The organism is Amycolatopsis panacis, assembly GCF_003600245.1.
Taxonomy (GTDB): Bacteria; Actinomycetota; Actinomycetes; order Mycobacteriales; family Pseudonocardiaceae; genus Amycolatopsis; species Amycolatopsis sulphurea.
Genome location: NZ_QZFV01000110.1, coordinates 19,351 through 38,873 on the forward strand (window position 1 = coordinate 19,351; position 19,523 = coordinate 38,873).

16 protein-coding genes and 1 pseudogene are annotated in these 19,523 nt (G+C 71.0%); 11 read left to right on the forward strand and 6 right to left on the reverse strand.

Features of this window, described 5'->3' with window-relative positions; translation table 11 throughout:
- Positions 1 to 73: 73 nt before the first annotated feature.
- From D5S19_RS31815 to D5S19_RS24100, 5 genes are all read left to right on the forward strand, one after another.
- The gene (locus tag D5S19_RS31815; RefSeq protein ID WP_141544385.1) at positions 74 to 319 is read left to right on the forward strand and encodes a hypothetical protein; all 246 of its coding nucleotides are present in this window, start codon (positions 74 to 76) and stop codon (positions 317 to 319) included.
- A 307-nt stretch (positions 320 to 626) separates the two neighbouring features.
- On the forward strand, positions 627 to 1,109 hold the full coding sequence (locus tag D5S19_RS24085) for a transcriptional regulator (RefSeq protein ID WP_098514682.1): 483 nt from the start codon (positions 627 to 629) through the stop codon (positions 1,107 to 1,109).
- Positions 1,110 to 1,711: 602 nt separating this feature from the next.
- Positions 1,712 to 2,599, forward strand: coding sequence for a lytic murein transglycosylase (locus D5S19_RS24090; RefSeq protein WP_120025676.1), 888 nt, complete (start codon positions 1,712 to 1,714; stop codon positions 2,597 to 2,599).
- Positions 2,600 to 2,678: 79 nt separating this feature from the next.
- Positions 2,679 to 3,044 (forward strand): hypothetical protein, encoded by a 366-nt coding sequence (locus D5S19_RS24095; RefSeq protein WP_407641786.1) that lies wholly within the window; start codon positions 2,679 to 2,681, stop codon positions 3,042 to 3,044.
- Positions 3,045 to 3,070: 26 nt separating this feature from the next.
- Positions 3,071 to 3,421 carry a DUF3817 domain-containing protein gene (locus tag D5S19_RS24100; protein ID WP_098510403.1) on the forward strand — a complete coding sequence of 117 codons (351 nt, stop codon included), beginning with the start codon at positions 3,071 to 3,073 and terminating at the stop codon, positions 3,419 to 3,421.
- 30 nt (positions 3,422 to 3,451) lie between these two features.
- Here the strand turns inward: D5S19_RS24100 and D5S19_RS24105 are convergent, their stop codons facing one another.
- Complete coding sequence (locus D5S19_RS24105) at positions 3,452 to 5,050, reverse strand: solute symporter family protein (protein WP_120025677.1); 1,599 nt, start codon at positions 5,048 to 5,050, stop codon at positions 3,452 to 3,454.
- On the reverse strand, positions 5,047 to 5,481 hold the full coding sequence (locus D5S19_RS24110; RefSeq protein WP_120025678.1) for a DUF485 domain-containing protein: 435 nt from the start codon (positions 5,479 to 5,481) through the stop codon (positions 5,047 to 5,049). Before D5S19_RS24110 ends, D5S19_RS24105 begins: the two co-directional genes overlap by 4 nt.
- Positions 5,482 to 6,509: 1,028 nt before the next feature.
- Here D5S19_RS24110 and D5S19_RS24115 point away from each other — a divergent pair.
- The 4 genes from D5S19_RS24115 to D5S19_RS24135 are packed head-to-tail and all read left to right on the forward strand — an operon-like array spanning position 6,510 to position 13,401.
- Positions 6,510 to 11,567 (forward strand): sensor histidine kinase, encoded by a 5,058-nt coding sequence (locus D5S19_RS24115; protein ID WP_233574123.1) that lies wholly within the window; start codon positions 6,510 to 6,512, stop codon positions 11,565 to 11,567.
- Positions 11,564 to 12,016, forward strand: a complete 453-nt coding sequence (locus D5S19_RS24125) for a roadblock/LC7 domain-containing protein (RefSeq protein ID WP_098510400.1) — start codon at positions 11,564 to 11,566, stop codon at positions 12,014 to 12,016. Before D5S19_RS24115 ends, D5S19_RS24125 begins: the two co-directional genes overlap by 4 nt.
- A 7-nt stretch (positions 12,017 to 12,023) precedes the next feature.
- Positions 12,024 to 12,797 (forward strand): DUF742 domain-containing protein, encoded by a 774-nt coding sequence (locus tag D5S19_RS24130; RefSeq protein ID WP_199730673.1) that lies wholly within the window; start codon positions 12,024 to 12,026, stop codon positions 12,795 to 12,797.
- A complete protein-coding gene (locus D5S19_RS24135; protein WP_098510399.1) occupies positions 12,778 to 13,401 on the forward strand; it encodes a GTP-binding protein in 624 nt (207 codons plus the stop codon). The genes D5S19_RS24130 and D5S19_RS24135 overlap by 20 nt, the downstream gene beginning before the upstream one ends.
- Before the next feature lie 185 nt (positions 13,402 to 13,586).
- On the opposite strand, the gene D5S19_RS33895 is transcribed toward D5S19_RS24135, so the two are convergent.
- The 3 genes and pseudogenes from D5S19_RS33895 to D5S19_RS24145 all read right to left on the reverse strand — a co-directional run bounded on the left by D5S19_RS33895 (position 13,587) and on the right by D5S19_RS24145 (position 14,372).
- Positions 13,587 to 13,787: an SRPBCC family protein gene (locus D5S19_RS33895; protein WP_325050312.1), complete on the reverse strand. Its 201-nt coding sequence runs from the start codon at positions 13,785 to 13,787 to the stop codon at positions 13,587 to 13,589.
- Between the two features lie 73 nt (positions 13,788 to 13,860).
- Positions 13,861 to 14,031 (reverse strand): annotated as a pseudogene (locus D5S19_RS33900) (SRPBCC domain-containing protein); the annotation flags it as partial.
- Complete coding sequence (locus D5S19_RS24145; protein WP_120025679.1) at positions 14,028 to 14,372, reverse strand: ArsR/SmtB family transcription factor; 345 nt, start codon at positions 14,370 to 14,372, stop codon at positions 14,028 to 14,030. The gene D5S19_RS24145 and the pseudogene D5S19_RS33900, both read right to left, overlap by 4 nt.
- Before the next feature lie 134 nt (positions 14,373 to 14,506).
- On the opposite strand from D5S19_RS24145, the gene icmF reads away from it, so the two are divergent.
- Entirely contained in the window at positions 14,507 to 17,746 is a 3,240-nt protein-coding gene (gene icmF / locus D5S19_RS24150; protein ID WP_120025680.1) for a fused isobutyryl-CoA mutase/GTPase IcmF, read from the forward strand.
- Here icmF and D5S19_RS24155 read toward each other — a convergent pair.
- Positions 17,725 to 18,276, reverse strand: coding sequence for a class I SAM-dependent methyltransferase (locus D5S19_RS24155; protein WP_233574121.1), 552 nt, complete (start codon positions 18,274 to 18,276; stop codon positions 17,725 to 17,727). The genes icmF and D5S19_RS24155 overlap by 22 nt on opposite strands.
- Before the next feature lie 193 nt (positions 18,277 to 18,469).
- On the opposite strand from D5S19_RS24155, the gene D5S19_RS24160 reads away from it, so the two are divergent.
- On the forward strand, positions 18,470 to 19,300 hold the full coding sequence (locus D5S19_RS24160) for an LLM class F420-dependent oxidoreductase (protein ID WP_120025682.1): 831 nt from the start codon (positions 18,470 to 18,472) through the stop codon (positions 19,298 to 19,300).
- Positions 19,301 to 19,523 lie beyond the last annotated feature (223 nt).

Genomic DNA, 19,523 nt, shown 5'->3' on the forward strand with positions numbered 1-19,523 from the left:
GCGTTGCACTTTCTTGCGCTGATTCGGTGCCCACACGGACCGGTCCGGGCTTTGCGGGCAAATCGTCACTACAGTGAAGAGGCCACGCGTGATGCTCGCGTGGTCGGCCGGTATCCGCAAGGGATCCGGGATCGCGCATCAGAGGGGAGCCATGTCCAGCGGCGTGAAGAAGGTCATCGTCATCGGGGTGGTCGTGCTCGTGCTGTTCTTCCTGATCAGCCAGCCGACGCACTCGGCGGAAATGGTGCACCGCGTGCTCGGCTGGCTCAAGGATGGCGCGGACGCCATCGTGACCTTCTTCAAGCAGGTGTTCTCCTGAGCCGTACTCCGGTCGGGTGCTGACGCATAGTCACCGGCCCCGGGGGTGCGGACCCCGCGCTCGACCATCCGGGTGGATTGCCTCAAGAAACGGCCTGGTCACGGAATTTGTCCGGGCCGGGGTATGGCGGAGAAACCCGCCGCAGCCCTACGGTGCTCACATTGCGTGATCGGTCGATCGTCCGGTGTCCCGGAAACCGTTCTCGGACGGGGTGTGTCCGCTGGTCACGCTGTGGGTGCCAGACGAGGAACCGCGCAGCGGGGCAGGCGGTCAGGGCCTGCCCGTCGGGGCCGAACAGGAGGCAGGGATGACCGGAGATCCCGGAGTGGACGCGTTGATCCGGCAGTGGGCCGCCGAACGGGAACGCACTCCCGAGGAGCAGGAGGTCGACCGCATCGCCTCCGCCTGGCTCGCGGACGCGCCGGCGGCGCCGCCCGGGATCCCGGCCCAGCGCGCCCGGACCGGCCCCGGCCGGTTCGCCCCGGTCGAGGCCGCCGATCCCGGCTACCTCGACGCGATGCGCGCCCGGCTGCCGGAGGTCCCCGAGGAGCTGCTCGTCGCCGCCGCGGGCTGGTGGCAGATGGTCGGCGACGTCACCGAGGCCCAGCAGTGGTGGGACGCCGGGATCAGCCCGCTCGACCAGCGGGCCCTGGACTACCGGGCGGCGGGCCTCGCCCCGTCCGACCTGAGCCGCCGGCTCGGCCCGATGACCGTGCTCCAGCACCTGCGCCGCGGCAGCGCCCCGGCCTGGTGCGTGGCGCGGCTGGCGCGGCAGCAGAAGTCCGCCTGATCCACCGCTCCGGCACCGGTTTCCCGGACCCGCCGTCGTACGGCGGGTTCGGGGCGGTGCGCCGGGCGGGCCGGGGCTGGGAATGTGCCAGGGCTTGAATTCCGGCCAGGCTGGTGCCGAGCCCAGGGGCGTAGGTGCCTTGTGGTTCGGGCCTCGCGCCTTGAGCACGGTGGGCCGCGGCGAGCCGGTGCGTGAACCGTTCGCATCGGATGCCGTGGCTCGGGTGCCAGGTCTTCGGCCATGGCATGGCAGGCTTGGGAAATCGACCTCCGGGATCCGTTGCCTGAACCGCGTTGTGGTCGGCGTTCGGGCCTCGCGTCTCCGGACGCGGGGCTTGGACAGCAGCGGCGCGCTGCCTGCGCCGCCAGGTCTTCAGCCGCACCGCCGCGCGCAGTGCTGTGCGGACGGCGTCCGTTGGCGGCCAAGGCATCAAGGACTGAGCGCGGTTACCCGGCGGGGTGAACGCCGGGTGGCGGAAACCCGAGCAGCAGGTGCGTAACGCTAGTCTGCGCGGGCTCGTTGTCCGATCGAGGTGCCCGGCCCGCAGGGGCCCGCCCGGCGCCGCCTGATCGACCCACCGCCATGCTGGAGGACCGGAGTTCGTGCCCGTCACCGGACAGACCCCCGACGTCGAGCCGGCCGAGACCGCGGCCCCGTCCCGGGTACGCCGGCCCGGGGCCGCGCTCGCCGTGCGGCTCGGGGTGGCGGCCGGGGTGCTCACCGTGGCCGCCAGTGGAATCTGGTTCGTGACCAGGGCGTCCGCGCCCGCGGCGAGCCCGACCACCACGGACATCCCGGCGTTGAGCGTGAAAGCGGTGGATGTGCAGCCAGGCTCGATCGCGCCGGTGAGCGCGGTCGTCGCGGGCGGTGCCGACCAGGGCACCACACCACAGTCAGCCCGCCCCTCCGGCGGCGACCCGCTCGACGCCTGGGCCGGAAAGGTCGCAGGGGCCACCGGGATCCCGGCGCGGGCGCTGCACGCGTACGGCAACGCTGAGCTGGCGATGCGTGCCACCGACGTCGGTTGCCACATCTCGTGGGCGACGCTGGCCGGGATCGGCCGCATCGAGTCCAACCACGGCCAGTACGGCGGCGCGGTGCTCGGCGCCGACGGCCGTCCCTCGAAGCCGATCATCGGTGTGCCGCTGGACGGTTCGGCCGGCGTCCGCGCGATCAGCGACACCGACGGCGGCCGGTTCGACGGCGATCCGGTGGCCGACCGCGCGGTCGGTCCGATGCAGTTCATCCCGAGCACGTGGATGAAGTGGGCGTCCGACGGCAACGGCGACCGCCTCGGCGACCCGCAGCAGATCGACGACGCGGCCCTCGCCGCGGCCCGCTACCTGTGCGCGGGCGGGCGCAACATGGCGAGCCCGGCCGGCTGGTGGGCGGGCGTGCTCTCGTATAACAACTCGACCGAATACGCGCAGAAGGTGTTCGGCCTGGCCGACGGCTACGCGAAATCCGCCCAGCAGGCCCAGGCGGGCTGACCCACCCGGGATGGGGCGGCCGCCACAGCTGGGCCGCCTCTCAGAGAGCGGGAACGCGGCCAGTGCTAGCGTCGAAGCCGTGCCAGCAGAACCCGGCCCGGCCCCGTCCCAGCTCGGGCGGCGGCTCGCGATCGCCGCCACGTGCGCGGCGAGCCTCGCGCTGTGCTGCGGGCTGGCCTGGTGGCAATGGGACCGGTTCATGTCCGCCAGCGGCACCTTCCAGAACCTCGGCTACGTGCTGCAATGGCCGCTGTTCGGGCTGTTCCCGGCCTTCATGTTCTGGCGGATCAAGAAGCTGCGTGCCCGCGAGGAGGCCGAACCGGCCGCACCCGCGCCCGCCAGGCCGGTGACCGTGCCCGCCCCGCTGCCCGAGGGCGAGGACGACGAACTCGCCGCCTACAACCGCTACCTGCGCGAGCTCCACGCCCGCGACCAGCAGTCCTGAACGCCCGCCGAAGTGAGGACGCCCCCATGACGACCAGCACCGAAGGTGCAGCCCCGAGCCGCCCGGCGAAGACCACCGGCGCGTTGACCCGGTTCCGCGCCAGCGCGTACGTGACCGGTGTCGGCCTGCTCGCGCTGTGCGTGACCATGGTCGTCGAGTACGGCTTCGGCAACTCCACGCCCGCCGCGGTGTACTCGCCGATCCACGGCGTGCTGTACATGATCTACCTGGTGCTCACCATCGACCTGGCGATCAAGGCCCGCTGGTCGATCAAGAGCACGGTGCTGGTGCTGCTCGCCGGCTGCGTGCCGTTCGTGTCCTTCGTCGTCGAACGCCGGGTCACCCACCGCGTGCAGGCGAGCCAGGACATCTTCTGAGCGAACGGCACGCCGGGGCCGTCGCCGTGCTCAGGTGCCGGAGCCGATCCCGGTCAGCGACCGGACCTCCATCTCCGCGTGCTTGGCCGGGTCCGCCTTACCCCGGCCGGCGAAGGTGCCGAGCGCTCCGCACAGGAACGAGAACGGGATGGACACCAGGCCCGGGTTCTTCAACGGGAACCACTGGAAGTCCGCGTGCGGGAAGATCGAGTCCGGCGCACCCGACACCACCGGCGAGAACAGCACCAGCAGCACGCACGCGCCCAGCCCGCCGTAGATCGCCCACAGGGTGCCGGTGGTGTTGAACCGCTTCCAGAACAGCGAATACAGCAGCGTGGACAGGTTCGCCGAGGCGGCCACCGCGAGCGCGAGCGCGACCAGGAACGCCACGTTCTGCCCGTTCGCCAGGATGCCGCCGAGGATCGCGAGCACGCCGATCGCCACCGCGGTCAGGCGGGCCACCCGCACCTCGTCGGCCGGCTCCGCCTTGCCCTTCTTGAAGATGTTCGCGTACACGTCGTGCGCGAACGAGGCGGACGCGGTGATGGTCAGCCCGGCCACCACGGCCAGGATGGTCGCGAAGGCGACCGCCGAGATGATGCCGAGCAGCACCGTCCCGCCCACGTGCAGGGCCAGCAGCGGCGCCGCGGAATTCTCCCCGCCCGGCGCCGACTTCATCTCGTCCGTGCCGACCAGCGCGGCCGCGCCGAAGCCGATCACCAGCGTGCACAGGTAGAAGATGAACATGCACACCGTGGCCCAGACCACCGAGCGGCGGGCCTCGGTGGCGTTCGGCACGGTGTAGAACCGCATCAGCACGTGCGGCAGCGCGGCGATGCCCAGCACCAGCGCGAGCGACAGCGAGACGAAGTCGAGCTTGGTGGTGCCGTTCCTGCCGTAGGAGCCGCCCGGTTCCAGCAGCTGCTTGCCCATCGGGCTGTGCTCGGTCGCCGCGGAGAGCAGGTTCGAGAAGCTGAAGCCGAACTTGCCGAGCAGGAACACGGTGATCAGCGTGCTCGCCACGAGCAGGATGCTGGCCTTGATGATCTGCACCCAGGTGGTGCCCTTCATCCCGCCGACCAGCACGTAGGCGACCATCACCACGCCCACCACCATGATCACCAGCGCCTGGCCGAGCTTCGTGTGCACGTCCAGCAGCAGCGCGATCAGCCCGCCCGCGCCCGCCATCTGCGCGAGCATGTAGAAGAACGAGATGACCAGCGTCGAGGTCGCCGAGGCGGCGCGCACCGGACGCTGCTTCATCCGGAAGCTGAGCACGTCGCCCATGGTGAACCGGCCGGTGTTGCGCAGCAGCTCGGCGATCAGCAGCAGGTCCACCAGCCAGGCGACCAGGAAGCCGATCGAGTAGAGGAACCCGTCGTAGCCGTGCATGGCGATCGCGCCGGCGATGCCGAGGAACGAGGCGGCGGACAGGAAGTCGCCGGACAGCGCGATGCCGTTCTGCCGTCCGGAGAAGGAGCTGTCCGCGGTGTAGTAGTGGGAGGTGGAGGACCGGCGGTTGCCCGCGCGGTAGACCACGTACAGGGTGATCGCGACGAACACCGCGAACACCACGATGTTCACCACCGGGTTGTTCTCGTGCGAGCCGGCGGCGAGGAGGGTGGTCACAGAGGTTTTCCTTCCGTCACGGCGGCCCGTTCCCGCAGCTCGGCCACGCGCGGGTCCACCTGCCGGTGCGCGAAGCGGGAGTAGAGCCAGGTGATCAGCGCGGTCGTGACGAACTGCGCGAGGCCCAGCAGCATGCCGACGTTGACCAGGCCGAACACCGGGGTGCTCATGAAGTCGTTCGCGTACGCGGCGAGCACCACGTAGAGCAGGTACCAGGCGAAGAAGCCCACACTCATCGGGAAGACGAACCCGCGGAACCGCCTGCGCAGCGTGCGGAACTCCGGGCTGCGCTGGATCAGGTCGAAGTCCGGGCCACGGCCGGGCTCCCGGGGCTCCTCGAACGCGCCGCCGTCCTGGTCGAACAGGGCCGGTAGCCGGCCGGTCTCCTCGAGCGGAGTGGCCGGCGCTGGGGTGCGCGCGACGTTGTGCATGGGCTGCCTCCGGCAACTTGCGCCCGTGGTCGGGGTGCGGGGGTGGACCGGGCCTCGTTCGGATGACACCCGGATCGCCCTTGCGGACGGGGAGGCGGCCATACTAACGACGCCCGCCGTCGGCGGAAAAAGCCGGTTGCCGGGGTCCGCGGGGAATTCGATTCCGGCCGGAAAATACCGGGAATGCGGGCTTTTCGGAAGATCACGACCGGATCACTCGGAATAGTGAGTGGAAATGTCACGGGGTGTTGCCGCGGCGCCGAGTCGTTGCGGCAAATGGCGGGCGGTACGCTGCTCCGACCGCCGCGATGGTGACGCGGGGTAGTGTTGGGCCGGATGGCCGCCGCGGTGCCGCCGAGTGGTCCGCGGGAGATTACCGCGGAGTGGTGGGAGGCCGTCAGAAATCACCGGGTCGTGCGGCGAGTCGCTGCATCTCCACAACATCGGGTTCATCTTCCGGGGTGTACAACCCAATGGGGGCACGCAGCGTAGATCTGATGGGGGATGCGACTACCCTCCGTGGGCTAATCGGGTGACCAGGCGCCAAGGCCGTCCGGTGCGCCGGGTAACCAGAATTGCCGGCGGCGGGCCCGATCGCGAAACTCCGCTTCGCGATCGGCGGGGATCCGGCTATTTTCCCTGGTCAGCCGGGCGCGATGGAAGACAATAACTTCATCCGGGATTGGTGTACGATTTCTTGGCCCAGCTGACCGCAGCGATCGATAAGGCTTCGTCAAGTTGATCTCGACCACCGCCGTGCAGTACGCAACTTGCGCCGTGCACGTGCAGAGTCCCGGGAAGTCACCAGCCTGCCGGGACCGCGCCGGATCCGCGCGGTCGGGCCTGACCCCGGTCGATCATGCGGGTCGGTGGAACACCGTGGACCGCACCCCCCACCCCGGGCGCGCTCGGGTGGCAGCCACGACGCCGGACAGGGAGTCACCTTCGTGACCGTTGCAGGAGAAGGCCACGTGCCTGTGGAGAAGCCGGCCGGACAGCCGAGCGGACCGTCCGGCTGGCGGGCGGCGATGCGGTGGCGGGACTGGAGCCTGCCGGTCAAGCTGTCCGCCGTCACGCTGGTCCCCATCGTGCTCGCCCTGGTACTGGGCATCACCGCGATCGTGGGCCAGGTCAGCCGCTCGAGCGACTACCAGCGGGTCGACCGGCTGGTCATGCTGAGCGCGCAGCTGCGCGCCCTCACCGACGGCCTGCAGCGCGAGCGCACGCTGACCGCGGCGCAGCTGACCGCGGGCACTTCCGGCGTCACCCCCGAGCTGAAGTCGGCGCGCGCGGCCACCGACGCGGCGATCGGTCCCTTCACCGAGGCGGCCGGGCGGGCGGGCCCGGACGGTTCGAGCCTCTCCGGCGCGGTGAACTCGGCGACGGCGCAGGTCAACGAGATCGCCGTGATCCGCCAGCAGGTCGGCGCCGGGCTGCTGCACGCGGCCGAGGTCGTGGACGACTACACCGCCGTGACCACCGCGCTGATCGCCGCGGACACCGCGGTCTCCGCGGGCGTCAGCGCGGACGCGCTGGGCAGCACCCCGGCCGCGCTGCACGATCTGGAGGCCGCGAAGGAGCAGGCGTCGGTCACGCAGGCGATCGTGGCCTACGGCATCGCCGGCGGTTCCCTCACCCAGCAGCAGCTGAGCAAGGTGCGTGACGCTCAGCTGCGCTACGACGACCGCATCGCCGACTTCACCGCCTCCGCCACCGCGCCGCAGCGGCAGGATCTCGACAGCACGCTCAAGCCGGACACCGCCTACGACGTCAAGCGGATGGCCGGTCTCGCGCTCGGCGACCAGGGTGCCGCGAACGGCACCGGGCTGCGCCAGCTGTCCGCGCCCGGGTGGGGCGCCGCCTCGGAGGCGGTCACCGCGCAGCTGGGCGAGGTCGGCAAGCGGATGACCGTCGAACTCACCGCCGCCTCCCGCTCGCTCGTGGAGGACGCCAGCAGCAGCGCCGGCCTGCTCGCCGTGCTGCTGTTCGCCGCGCTCGCCGTCGCCGTGGCCGTGGTGTTCGTGATCAGCCGTCAGCTGCTGCGGTCGCTGAACACGCTGCGGCGCAGCGCACTCGACGTGGCGGAGAAGGACCTGCCGGACGCGGTGCGCAACATCCAGGAGGGCCGCGCGCAGAGCGTCGAGGTCGCCCCGGTCCCGGTGCAGGTGCAGGACGAAGTCGGCGAAGTGGCGCGCGCGTTCGAGAAGGTGCACAGCCAGGCATTGCGGCTCGCCACCGAACAGGCCGCGATGCGGGCCGGGTACAGCAGCGTCTTCGTGAACCTGTCGCGGCGCAGCCAGAGCCTCGTGCAGCGGCAGCTGCAGCTGATCGAGCGGCTCGAACGCGACGAGGAGGACGCCGACCAGCTCGCCACGCTGTTCCAGCTCGACCACCTCGCCACCCGGATGCGGCGCAACAACGAGAACCTGATGGTGCTCTCCGGCGCCGAGCCGGGCCGCCGGTCCGGGCAGCCGGTCGCGGTGCGCGACGTGCTGCGCGCCGCGGTCTCGGAGATCGAGCAGTACCAGCGGGTCTCCGTGCAGCACCCGCCGGCGGTGAAGATCGTCGGGTTCGCCGCCAGCGACGTGCAGCGGCTGGTCGCGGAGCTGCTGGACAACGCGACCGCGTTCTCCGCCCCGGAGACCCAGGTGACGGTCGCGACGCGGCTGGCCGAGGACGGTTCGCTCAACGTCGACATCCTCGACAAGGGCATCGGCATGAACGAGTACGAGGTGGTGGAGGCCAACGGCCGGCTCACCGACTCCGGCTCGGTCGACCTCGCCACCTCGCGCCGGATGGGCCTGTTCGTGGTCGGCCGCCTTGCCGGGCGGCACCGCATCGGCGTCTCGCTGCACGGTGGCAAGGACATCGTCGGGGTGCGGGCGACGGTGGTGGTCCCGCCGGAGCTGGTGATGGGCGGGTCGGTCATAGAGACCGGCCCGATCGCCGGTATGCCCGCCGGGGCGGCCACCTCGTCCGGACTGCCGCGCCGGCAGCGTCCGGCCAACGGGGCCACGCGGCCCGGCATGCTCCCGCCCACCGCGGGCCGCCCGGTCGACGGCGCGCGTCCGCCGTCGGATCTGGAAGTCTCCGGAACGGCGCTGTTCAGCCCGATTCCGCGGGACGAGCAGGCCCCGCCGCCTCCGCCGCAGCTCCCGCAGATCGTGAACGTGCCCCCGCCGCGTCCGGAGACGCCGCCGCCCCCGCCGCCGGAACCCCCGCGCGACGAGCGGGCCGGTGCGCTGCCCGCGGGCAAGGACCTGTTCGCCGCGGCCGCGGGCGGCACCCTCAGCGACTGGTGGAGTCAGGCTGCGCAGCAGGTGCCCGAGGTGCCGCCGCCGTCCGCGGCCGAGACGACGATCGAGAACACGCCGATCTTCGACGAAATGCTCTCGGCGTGGTTCCGTTCGCCCGCCCCGTCCGCCGAGCCCGCCGAAGCGGCGCCGGCAGCTGCTCCCGCGGACGTCGCCCCGGTCACCACACCGGAACAGGACGAGCGCAACTGGGACTTCGCCAGCGACGAGAACTGGCGCACGGTCCAGGCGGTCACCCAGTCCGCGCCGACCGCGTTCACCAAGGTGGGCCTGCCCCGGCGCCGTCGCGGCGAGCAGTTGCTGCCCGGCAGCGCGACCCCGGACGCGGTGACGCCGGAACCGGACCAGGACAAGCCGGAACTCCCGGTCCGCGACCCGTCGGACATCCGCGGCAGGCTGACCAGCTTCCAGCGCGGCGTGAACCGCGGCCGCCAGGCGGTCCGCGAATCCGGTGCGGCGGAGCAGCCGGGTGGGGTGGTGGGCTTCACCCCTGCGGCGCCGGACGTTCCGGTTCCGGGGGAGCGGCCCGCCGGGACGGTCCCCTCGGCCGGTGGCGTGCCGGGTCTGCTTTCGGGATGGGCCGGGCAGCAAGGGCCGACGGGTTCGGGCTCGACGGGTTCGGTACCGGCGGGCGAGGAGCCCGGTCGTGCCGGGTCCCTGGGCGAGCGGCTCGGGTGGACCGGCGGTGGTGCGCCGGGTGAGCAGCCGGGCCGGACCGGTGCCGGGTGGCCGGGTCGCGCTGGTGGCGGTGTGCCCGGTGAACGGGCGGGTCTTGCCGGTGGCGGGTCGCAGCCGGGTGAGGCCGGTGCCGAGTCGTCGGGTGAGGCCGGCGCGGGGTTGCCGGGCCGCGCCGGTGCCGGGTCGTCGGGTGAGCAGTCGGGTTGGGCTGGTGCCGGGCTGCAGCCGGATGAGGCTGGTGCTGGGTCGCTGCCGAGCCGGGACGGTGCCGGGTCGCCGGCCGAGCAGGCGGGCCGGACCAGCGCCGTGGGGCAGCCGGGCCAGGCTGAGGCCGGGTCATCGGGTGAATCTGCCGACCGGTCCGGGTACGCGCCGGGCGGATCCGGGGCTGCGCCGACCTGGGGTGAGCCGACGGGCCAGGCCGGGTCTTCACCGTCTTCGGTGGCCGGGGCAGGCACACCGGGCTCCACGTCGGCGCCGGGTACGCAGTCCACATCGGACGCTGCCGGGGTTGCCTCGCAGGGTCGGCCGGACGAGGCGGATCGCCCGGAACGTCCCACGGCGATGCCCCGGCGGACCCCGGGTGCCACCTCACCCGCCCCGCCGGGATCCATCGGTGGCGGATCGCTGTTCCCGACCGCGTTCACCCCGGCCCGGGATGTCACGGAGCCGGGCGAGGAACCCGGCCGCACCCCTGCCACCGACGGCACCCCGCCGGACAACGGCCGGTCACGCGTGGCGGCGGCGTTCACGGGCAACCGCGGCCAGACCCCGGCCGGAGACGATCCGTCCCGCGCGGAAAGTGGTCCGGACCAGTCCGCGGACGACACCGCGACGGTGGACGGCGCCACGACCGGACCGGAGGACGCCCCGGCGCACCCCGCGGACGAAGCAGCCGGCACCGGGTACTTCCGGCTCCCGTCGCGCGATGCGGCGAACCAGCCGTCGGGCGACGGACGTTCCGATTCCCCGCAAGCCGGTCCGGAGATGTCCGGGACCGCGTCGGCTCGGCCCGGGGAGAACGGCGTTTCCGCCGGTCAGCCGGATGGTCCGGAGCAGGCCGTGCCGCCGTTCGGTTCGGGCGGTGCTTCGGACGATGGCGCCTCTGCCGCGCAGCCGGGCGGATCGGAGCGGGCCGTACGGCCGTCCGGTCTCGCGGGGTCGGCGGACGAAGCTGGTCAGCCGGGTGGTTCGGACCAAGCCGTCCAGGCGACCGGCTTCACCGGTGCTCCGGCCGAGCAGCCGGGTGGTTCGGACCAGGCTCTGCAGCCGTCCGGCTTCACCGGGCCGCCGAGCGACGGCGTTCCTGCCGGACAGCCGCCCGGTCCGGATCAGATCCTTGAGCCGGCCGGTCTCACTGCTGCGCCCGGGGCCGTGCCCGCCGGGCAGCCGGATGATTCGGACCCCACCGTTCAGCCGTCCGGTTTCACCGGCGTGCCGGGGAGCACCCCGGCCGGGCGGACGGAAGCCCTTCAGCCATCCGGTCTTGCGGGGTTGTCGGGTGACGCTGCCGGACAGCCCGGTGACCAGGACCGGACTGCCCAGCCGTCCGGCCTGACCGGAGCCCCTGCCGGACAGCCGGGTGATCCGGCGCGGACCGGCCGGCCGTCCGGCACCGCCGGCGACGACACCACCCACCCGGACGGTCCGGACCAGGGCGTCATCCCGGATCCCGCCGGACGGCCGGAGCGGCCGGGCAGCTTGCCGACCCGGCGGCGGGGGGCGTCCGAGGTACCGCCGGGACCTGCCGCGGTCGATCCGGGGCAGGTTTCCGCCCCGGTGGCCGGGGCGGGGGGCGGAAAGGGCGAATCCGAGTGGACGTTCGGGTCGGATGAGGGCTGGCGGACCGTGGATGCGGTGTCCCAGTCTGCCCCCGCTTCGTTCACTTCGGCAGGATTGCCCCGGCGTCGCCGGGGAGAACAGCTCCTCCCGGGCAGCGCACCGCCGCCTTCCGGGGTGGTGCCCAGCCGTCCGTCCCGCGACGCGCACGACGTGCGTGGCCGCCTGAGCAGTTTCCAGCAGGGTATCCAGCGTGGCCGCCACCGCACCGCGCAGGGCGCCGAGAAGAACCACGAAACACTGGAGGGTGAATGACCTCGCCGAATGCGGCCCAGCCGCAGCAGAACCAGTTCGGCTGGCTGGTGAACGACTTCGCCGAGCGGGTTCCCGGAGTCGCGCACGCGGTCGTGGTGTCGGCCGACGGGCTGCTGCTCACCGCCTCCGACCGGCTGCCGCTGGACCGGGCCGACCAGCTCGCCGCCGTGGCCTCCGGGCTGGTCAGCCTGACCCAGGGCGCGGCCCGGTGTTTCGAGGCGGGCTCGGTGCGCGAGACCGTGGTGGAGATGGAACTCGGCATCATGGTGCTGATGTCCATCAGCGACGGTTCCTGCCTGGCCATCCTCGCCGCGCCGAACTGCGACATCGGCCAGGTCGCCTACGAGATGACCATGCTGGTGGACCGGGTCGGCCAGATTCTCACCCCGGAACTGCGCGCGCAGCTGCAGGGCGCGGGCGGTTCGCTGATCGGCGAACCGGTGGGATGATGGCGCGATGAGTCAGGGGTCCGGATTGTTCGGCGAGGAGCCTCCCGGCGGTGGCGAGCCCCTGCACGGGGACGCTCGGTCCGCCGAAGACGACGGCACCATCGCCGACGTCTTCAACGGCTTCAGCCTCGATTCGGGCCGTGCGCGCCGCAAGCGCAAGAAAGCGGGCAAGGATGCCCCGGAACCCATGGAACCTCAGTCCCTCCCACCGTACGCGGGCCACGCGCCCGTGGCGGCAGCGGAACCGCAGGCGGCACCCCCGCCGGCCGATCTAGGAGAAGGTGTGACCTCTCTCGCCTCGCCACCGGGCAGTACGGATTCCGACGGCCCCAGACCTGGCGGGCTCTTCGATCCCGGCCCGCCGAGCGGCGAGTTCACCGTGCCCGCCGCGTTCACCCGGGCCCCGGAACGGGTGGACCCGGTCGAGGAGACGGCCATCGTGCGGCCGTACGCTCTCACCGGCGGGCGCACCCGGGCGAACTACGCGCTCGAGCTGGAGACCCTGATCTCCACCCAGGACCACGTCGCCGCGGGGGGCTTCCCCGAGGCGGCCGCAGAACAGATCGAGAGCGTCTCGATCATGGAAGAGTGCCGGACTCCACGTTCGGTGGCCGAGATCGCCGCGGCACTGCGGGTGCCGCTCGGGGTGGCGAGAGTGCTGATCAGTGATGCCGCCGACGCGGGCCTGGTCACCGTGCACCGGACGATCTCGGGCCAGGACGGCGCAGAAGCACACTTGGTGTTGATGGAAAGGGTTTTGAGTGGACTCCGTCGGCTTTAAGGCACCGCGGGAAACCGCACCCCCGACCATGACATCGGCGAAGATCGTGGTCGCGGGCGGCTTCGGGGCGGGAAAGACGACGTTCGTGGGCTCGGTGTCGGAGATCGTTCCGCTCACCACCGAGGCGATGATGACCGACGCCAGCCGCGGCATCGACAACCTCGACCAGACCCCGAACAAGACGACCACCACGGTCGCCATGGACTTCGGCCGGGTGTCGCTCGACGCGGACCTGATCTTGTACCTGTTCGGCACCCCGGGCCAGCAGCGGTTCTGGTTCATGTGGGACGACCTGGTGCGCGGGGCGATCGGCGCGGTCGTGCTGGCCGACACCCGGCGGCTGGCCGACTCGTTCGCGCCGATCGACTTCTTCGAGGATCGCGGGCTGCCCTACATCGTCGGCGTGAACACCTTCGACGGGGTGCTGGAGCACGATATCAACGACGTGCGGGAAGCCCTCTCGATCGACCCGAGCGTGCCGATCGTGCGCTGCGACGCCCGGGAACGCGAGTCGACGAAGCAGACGCTGATCACGCTCGTCGAGTACGCGATGCGGCAGTGGATCGCGCTGCGCGCGGCCAACGCGAACGCCAACGCCCACTGACGCGTCCGCCGGGTCACCGCTGCAGTGACCCGGCGGACGCCTCGGCAGTGCAGTACTCGCCGTGCCGCCGCCGGCTGCTGGGCGCCTCAGGGGCGGCGAACTCGTAAGTTCCTTCTCCTTGCGCTGTAATGCTTCGCGCGCGAGGTGTCAGTCCTTTTCGGACATGATCTCGGACGGGGCGGCGGTCATCGGCCTTCCGCCAGTGTCGCGGCGAGGTCCTCGAAGCCGGACTGCCAGCCGTGCCGGTGCCCTTCGCGCTCCGCCGCGTTCGGGAACGGGGCCTGGTGGAAGGTCATCTCCGTCTTGCCGTCCCGGCCGGCGAAGGTGATCGTCACGACGGTCTCGCCCACCTCGTCGTCCGGTTCCGCCCACCGGAAGGTGAACACCAGCCGGGACGGCGGGGTCCACCTCGCGGTAGACCCCGCTCATCCGGCGGTCCACGCCGTACTCGGCGCTGGTGATCCGGCCTTGCCAGGCGCCGCCGGGCCGGGGGTCGGTCGCTACTTCCGAAGCCCGGAACTTCTGCGGGCCGAGCCAGTTCGCCAGCTGCTCCGGCTCGGTCCACGCGCGGAACACCAGCTCTGGCGGCGCGTCGAAAACGCGCACGATGGTCAGGTCGTCCTCGGTCATTTTTCGTGCTCCTCCCCGGTCCGCCGCAGCTGCTGCAGGTGTTCGCCGAGCCGGTCGAAACCGGTCTCCCAGAACTGCCGGTACTGCCCGACCCAGTCGGCCACCCCGGCGAGCGGGGCGGCATCGAGCCGGCACGGGCGCCACTGCCTGGTGCGGCCGCGGCTGATCAACCCGGCCTGCTCCAGCACCTTCAGGTGCTTCGACACCGCTTGCAGGCTCACCTCGAACGGCTCGGCCAGCTCGCTCACGCTCGCCTCACCGTGGGCGAGCCGGGCGAGGATGGCCCGTCGGGTGGGGTCCGCCAGTGCGGCGAAGGTACTGCTCAGCTGATCCGTCGGCATCGGTACTCAATCATCTGGTTGATTAACTGATTGGTTGAATATGGCGCCCGGGGCCGCGCTGTCAACCCGGCGATGAGATCTCGGTCACCGCAGATCGGGTATCCGATAGTAGGAAGTCCGAGTATTTTGGAGAGATGAGCGGCAAGGATCTGTACCGTCCGAAGAACCCGGTCCGGTTCGTCACGGCCTCGAGCCTGTTCGACGGCCATGACGCCTCGATCAACATCATGCGCCGGATCCTGCAGTCCCAGGGTGCCGAGGTCGTGCACCTGGGGCACAACCGCTCGGTCGACGAGGTGGCCACCGCGGCCATCGCGGAGGACGTGCAGGGTGTGGCGATCTCCGCCTACCAGGGCGGGCATGTCGAGTACTTCAGCTACCTCGTGGAACTGCTGGCCGAACGCGGAGCCGGGCACATCAAGGTGTTCGGCGGCGGGGGCGGCGTCATCGTGCGCGAGGAGATCGACCTGCTGCACTCCCGCGGCGTGGCCCGGATCTTCTCGCCCGAGGACGGCTACGAGATGGGCCTGCCGGGCATGATCAACTGGATGATCGAGGCCTGTGACAGCGATCTGTCCACGCAGCCGCCGGCGTCGGTGGACAAGCTGCTCTCCGGTGACGTGGCGGCGCTCGCGCGGGTGATCACCGCGCTGGAGCGGGAGAACCTGCCCGAACGGTGGCACACCGCGATCGCCGAGGCCGCGGGCGGGCGGCAGGTCCCGGTGCTCGGGATCACCGGGACCGGGGGATCGGGCAAGTCCTCGCTCACCGACGAGCTGATCCGCCGGTTCCGCCTGGATCAGGAGGACAAGCTGCGGATCGCGGTGCTGGCGGTGGACCCGTCGCGGCGCAAGGGCGGCGGCGCGCTGCTCGGCGACCGGATCCGGATGAACTGCCTGGCCGGCTCCCCGGTGTACTTCCGTTCGCTGGCCACGCGTACCACTTCCGGTGAGATCCCGGCCGGGCTCCGCGGGTCCATTTTGGCCTGCAAGGCAGCCGGGTACGACCTGGTGATCGTGGAAACGCCCGGGATCGGCCAAGGCGACGCGGGCATTGTCGACTACGTGGACGAATCGCTGTACGTGATGACGCCCGAGTTCGGCGCCGCGTCGCAGCTGGAGAAGATCGACATGCTCGACTTCGCCGATGCGGTCGCGATCAACAAGTTCGAGCGCCGAGGCGCCGAGGACGCGCGTCGCGACGTCGCCCGCCAGATCGTGCGCAACCGGGAGGCCTTCGGTTCCGCTCCCGAGGACATGCCGGTGTACGGCACGAGCGCGGCGAAGTTCAACGACGACGGCGTTACCGCGTTGTACCAGCATTTGCGGGACCAGCTCGCCGGGCGCGGCCTGTCGGTGTCGGCGGGCATGCTGCCCGAGGTGACCGGCAAGGTCTCCACCGACGCGAGCACGATCATCCCGGGCAGCCGGGCGCGCTACCTGTCCGAGATCGCGGGCGCGCTGCGGGACTACCACGAGCAGACCGGCAAGCAGGTCGCCGCGCTCCGCAAGCGCGAGCACCTCGCCGAGGCGCGGGCGGCGCTGTCCGAAGTGGACGCGAGCACGGACGCGATCGACGGGCTGCTCGCCGCCGCCGAGTCCGATGTGGACGGTGAGTCGACGAAGCTGCTCGAACGGTTCCGTGCGCTGGCCGAGGACTACCGCGGCGACGAGCTGGTGGTCAAGGTCCGCGATCGGGAGCTGCACACCCAGCTGTGGCGCGACACGTTGTCCGGCAACCGGATCCCGCGCGTGGCGCTGCCGCGCTACACCGAATCCGGTGAGCTGCTCTCGTTCCTCCGCCGGGAGAACCTGCCTGGCTATTTCCCGTACACCGCGGGCGTTTTCCCGTTCAAGCGGGACGGGGAGGACCCGGCGCGGATGTTCGCCGGCGAGGGCGACCCGTTCCGCACGAACCGCCGGTTCAAGCTGCTCTCCGCCGATTCCGAGGCCAAGCGGCTGTCCACCGCGTTCGATTCGGTGACCCTGTACGGGCACGACCCGGACACCCGGCCGGACATCTACGGCAAGGTCGGCACCTCCGGCGTCTCCATTGCGACAGTGGAGGACATGAAGGCGCTTTACGACGGATTCGATCTGACCGCGCCGAACACTTCGGTGTCCATGACGATCAACGGCCCGGCGCCGACCATTCTCGCGTTCTTCCTGAACACCGCGGTCGACCAGAAGCTGGCCGAATTCCGCGCCGAGCACGACCGGGAGCCGGACGAGGCCGAGGCCGCCGGGCTGCGCGAGTGGGCGCTGAAGAACGTCCGCGGCACGGTGCAGGCCGACATTCTCAAAGAAGACCAGGGGCAGAACACCTGCATCTTCTCCACTGAATTCAGCCTGCGCATGATGGCCGACATCCAGGAATGGTTCATCGAGCAGGGGGTACGCAACTTCTACTCGGTCTCGATTTCCGGCTACCACATCGCCGAAGCCGGTGCGAACCCGATTTCCCAGCTGGCATTCACCCTCGCCAACGGTTTCACCTACGTGGAGTCCTACCTCGCGCGCGGGATGAACATCGACGATTTCGCGCCGAACCTGTCGTTCTTCTTCTCCAACGGGATGGACGCGGAATACTCCGTGCTCGGCCGGGTGGCGCGGCGGATCTGGGCGGTCGCGATGCGTGAGCGCTACGGCGCGAACGAGCGGTCGCAGAAGCTCAAGTACCACGTGCAGACCTCGGGCCGGTCCCTGCACGCGCAGGAGATGAGCTTCAACGACATCCGCACCACGCTGCAGGCCCTGTGCGCGCTGTATGACAACGCGAACTCCTTGCACACCAACGCCTACGACGAGGCGATCACCACGCCGACGGAGTCCTCGGTGCGCCGGGCGATGGCCATCCAGATGATCATCAACAAGGAATGGGGCCTGTCGAAGAACGAGAACCCGCTGCAGGGCTCGTTCGTCATCGACGAGCTGACCGATCTGGTCGAGGAGGCCGTGCTCACCGAGTTCGACCGGATCTCCGAACGCGGCGGTGTGCTCGGCGCGATGGAGACCGGCTACCAGCGCGGCAAGATCCAGGACGAATCGCTGCTGTACGAGCGGAAGAAGCACGACGGCTCGCTGCCCCTGATCGGTGTGAACACCTTCCGCAACCCGAAGGCGGGCGAGGACGACGTGGAGGTTGAGCTGGCCCGCGCGACCGAGGACGAGAAGCGTTCGCAGCTCGACCGGCTCGCCGACTTCCAGCACCGCCACCAGGAGGACGCCCAGCAGGCGCTCAAGACGCTACGCGAGGCGGCCACCCGCGGCGGCAACCTGTTCGGCGTGCTGATGGACGCCGCGCGGGTGTGCTCGCTCGGGCAGATCACCGAAGCCTTCTTCGAGGTCGGCGGTCAGTACCGGCGCAACGTCTGAGCCGTCACGCCCGCAGCGCGGTCAGCTGCCACAACGGCAGCACCACCCGGCCGCGCTCGTCGGTCGTGAGCGTGCTGAAGCCGGGCGCCGGCTCGTCCGGCGCAAGCCTGCTGACGGCGTCTTCGTGGTGGTGTTGGTCGCCTGCGCCGGCCGGGTGATCGTCGGTCCCGGTCCGGGACCGGGTAGTTCTCCGGCACCGTGTCGGGGAAACACAGAATGTGCAGCCGCGCGCCGGGCCTCGTCGCACGCACGAGCGCGGCGAGGTGCGCGGGCCGGGTTTCCTCGTCGAGACAGTGGTGGAGCGCGCTGTCGAACCGGCCTTCGTAGCCGTCGAGACGGGTCGCGTCGGCTTGTCCGAAGGAGATGTCCAGTCCTTTCGCGCGGGCTTCGGTCACCGCGGCCGGCGAGCTGTCGAGCCCGGTCGCGTGGTGTCCGCGGGTGGTGAGGAACGCCGCGTCGTCCCCGGGTCCGCCGCCGATGTCGAGGACCTCGCCGGAGAAGCCGCCGGCCGCTTCGAGCGCGACGAGCACCGGCTGCTGCTCGCCGATGTTCCCCCGGGATCTTCGGGGCGGGTACCTCGGTAGACCTGCTCGAAGTCGATCTTCGGGACGGACATGCGGCGGCTCCTGTTCGCAGCTGACGATCTTGCACCCTTGCGAACCAATCGGGTGAGTCGTGGCCCACGGCGGAATACCGCGCCCGGCCGGTGCGGTAGGACAGAACATGGAATTCGGCATCTCGACGTTCGTCACTGATGAAGGCATCCGGCCCGACGTGCTGGGCGAGGCGCTCGAAGAACGCGGGCTGGACTCGCTGTTCCTGGCCGAGCACTCGCACATCCCGGCGAGCAGGCTGAGCCCGTACCCCGGCGGCGGCGACCTGCCGCGGGTCTACTACCGCACGCTGGACCCGTTCGTCGCCTTGACCGCGGCTGCGGTGAACACCTCGCGGCTGGTGCTGGGGACCGGGATCGCCCTGCTCGCCCAGCGCGACACCCTGCACACGGCCAAGGAGGTCGCCTCGCTCGACCTGATATCGCGCGGACGGGTGGCCTTCGGCGTCGGCGTGGGCTGGAACCGGGAGGAGATGGCGAACCACGGTACCGATCCGCGTACCCGGGGCGGGAAGATGGACGAACAGCTCCAGGCGCTCAAAGCCATCTGGACGCGGGAACAGGCCGAATTCCACGGTGAGTACGTTGACTTCGACCCGATCTTCGCCTGGCCCAAGCCGGTGCAGGCACCGCATCCGCCGATCTACGTCGGAGGGGAGAGCCCGGCCGCGCTGCGCCGGCTGGCCGAGCACGGGGACGGGTGGCTTCCCCGCGGGAACATCCCGGCCGACGAGATCCGCCGCGTCCGCGACTGGCTGGCCGGGCAGGGCCGCACCGACGTGCCGGTCACGGTCTTCGGCGGCGCTGCGGACCCCGATGTCGTCAAGCGGTACGCCGAAGCCGGCGTGGAGCGGTACCTGCTCCTCCTCAAGACGATGCCGGAGGCGGAGACGCTGAGCGCGCTGGACGACTTCGCCCGGCTGGCCGCGGACTTCCGCTGAGCCCCCGGTCCCCCTGAGCCTCTGCGCCCCTGAGCCCTGGTCCGTGAAGGGTCCCTTCACGGACGCAGAGGCCAGGGTTCCGGCAAAGTCGGTGTGGAGGTCTGTGAAGGGACCCTTCACGGACTCTGAGTCTGTGAAGGGTCCCTTCACGGACCCGAAACCGGTCCGGCGCACGCTACGAGGTGGTCGCACACACCTCCGCATCGCCCACTGCCGGGTCACG

Bases quoted from the DNA above. Each gene is read 5' to 3' on its own strand.
- D5S19_RS24085 (WP_098514682.1), top strand. From the start codon at position 627: ATGACCGGAGATCCCGGAGTGGACGCGTTGATCCGGCAGTGGGCCGCC.
- D5S19_RS24125 (WP_098510400.1), top strand. From the start codon at position 11,564: ATGACCTCGCCGAATGCGGCCCAGCCGCAGCAGAACCAGTTCGGCTGG.
- D5S19_RS24115 (WP_233574123.1), top strand. From the start codon at position 6,510: ATGCGGTGGCGGGACTGGAGCCTGCCGGTCAAGCTGTCCGCCGTCACG.
- D5S19_RS24160 (WP_120025682.1), top strand. From the start codon at position 18,470: ATGGAATTCGGCATCTCGACGTTCGTCACTGATGAAGGCATCCGGCCC.
- D5S19_RS24145 (WP_120025679.1), bottom strand. From the start codon at position 14,372: ATGCCGACGGATCAGCTGAGCAGTACCTTCGCCGCACTGGCGGACCCC.
- D5S19_RS24130 (WP_199730673.1), top strand. From the start codon at position 12,024: ATGAGTCAGGGGTCCGGATTGTTCGGCGAGGAGCCTCCCGGCGGTGGC.
- D5S19_RS24110 (WP_120025678.1), bottom strand. From the start codon at position 5,481: ATGCACAACGTCGCGCGCACCCCAGCGCCGGCCACTCCGCTCGAGGAG.
- D5S19_RS24100 (WP_098510403.1), top strand. From the start codon at position 3,071: ATGACGACCAGCACCGAAGGTGCAGCCCCGAGCCGCCCGGCGAAGACC.
- icmF (WP_120025680.1), top strand. From the start codon at position 14,507: ATGAGCGGCAAGGATCTGTACCGTCCGAAGAACCCGGTCCGGTTCGTC.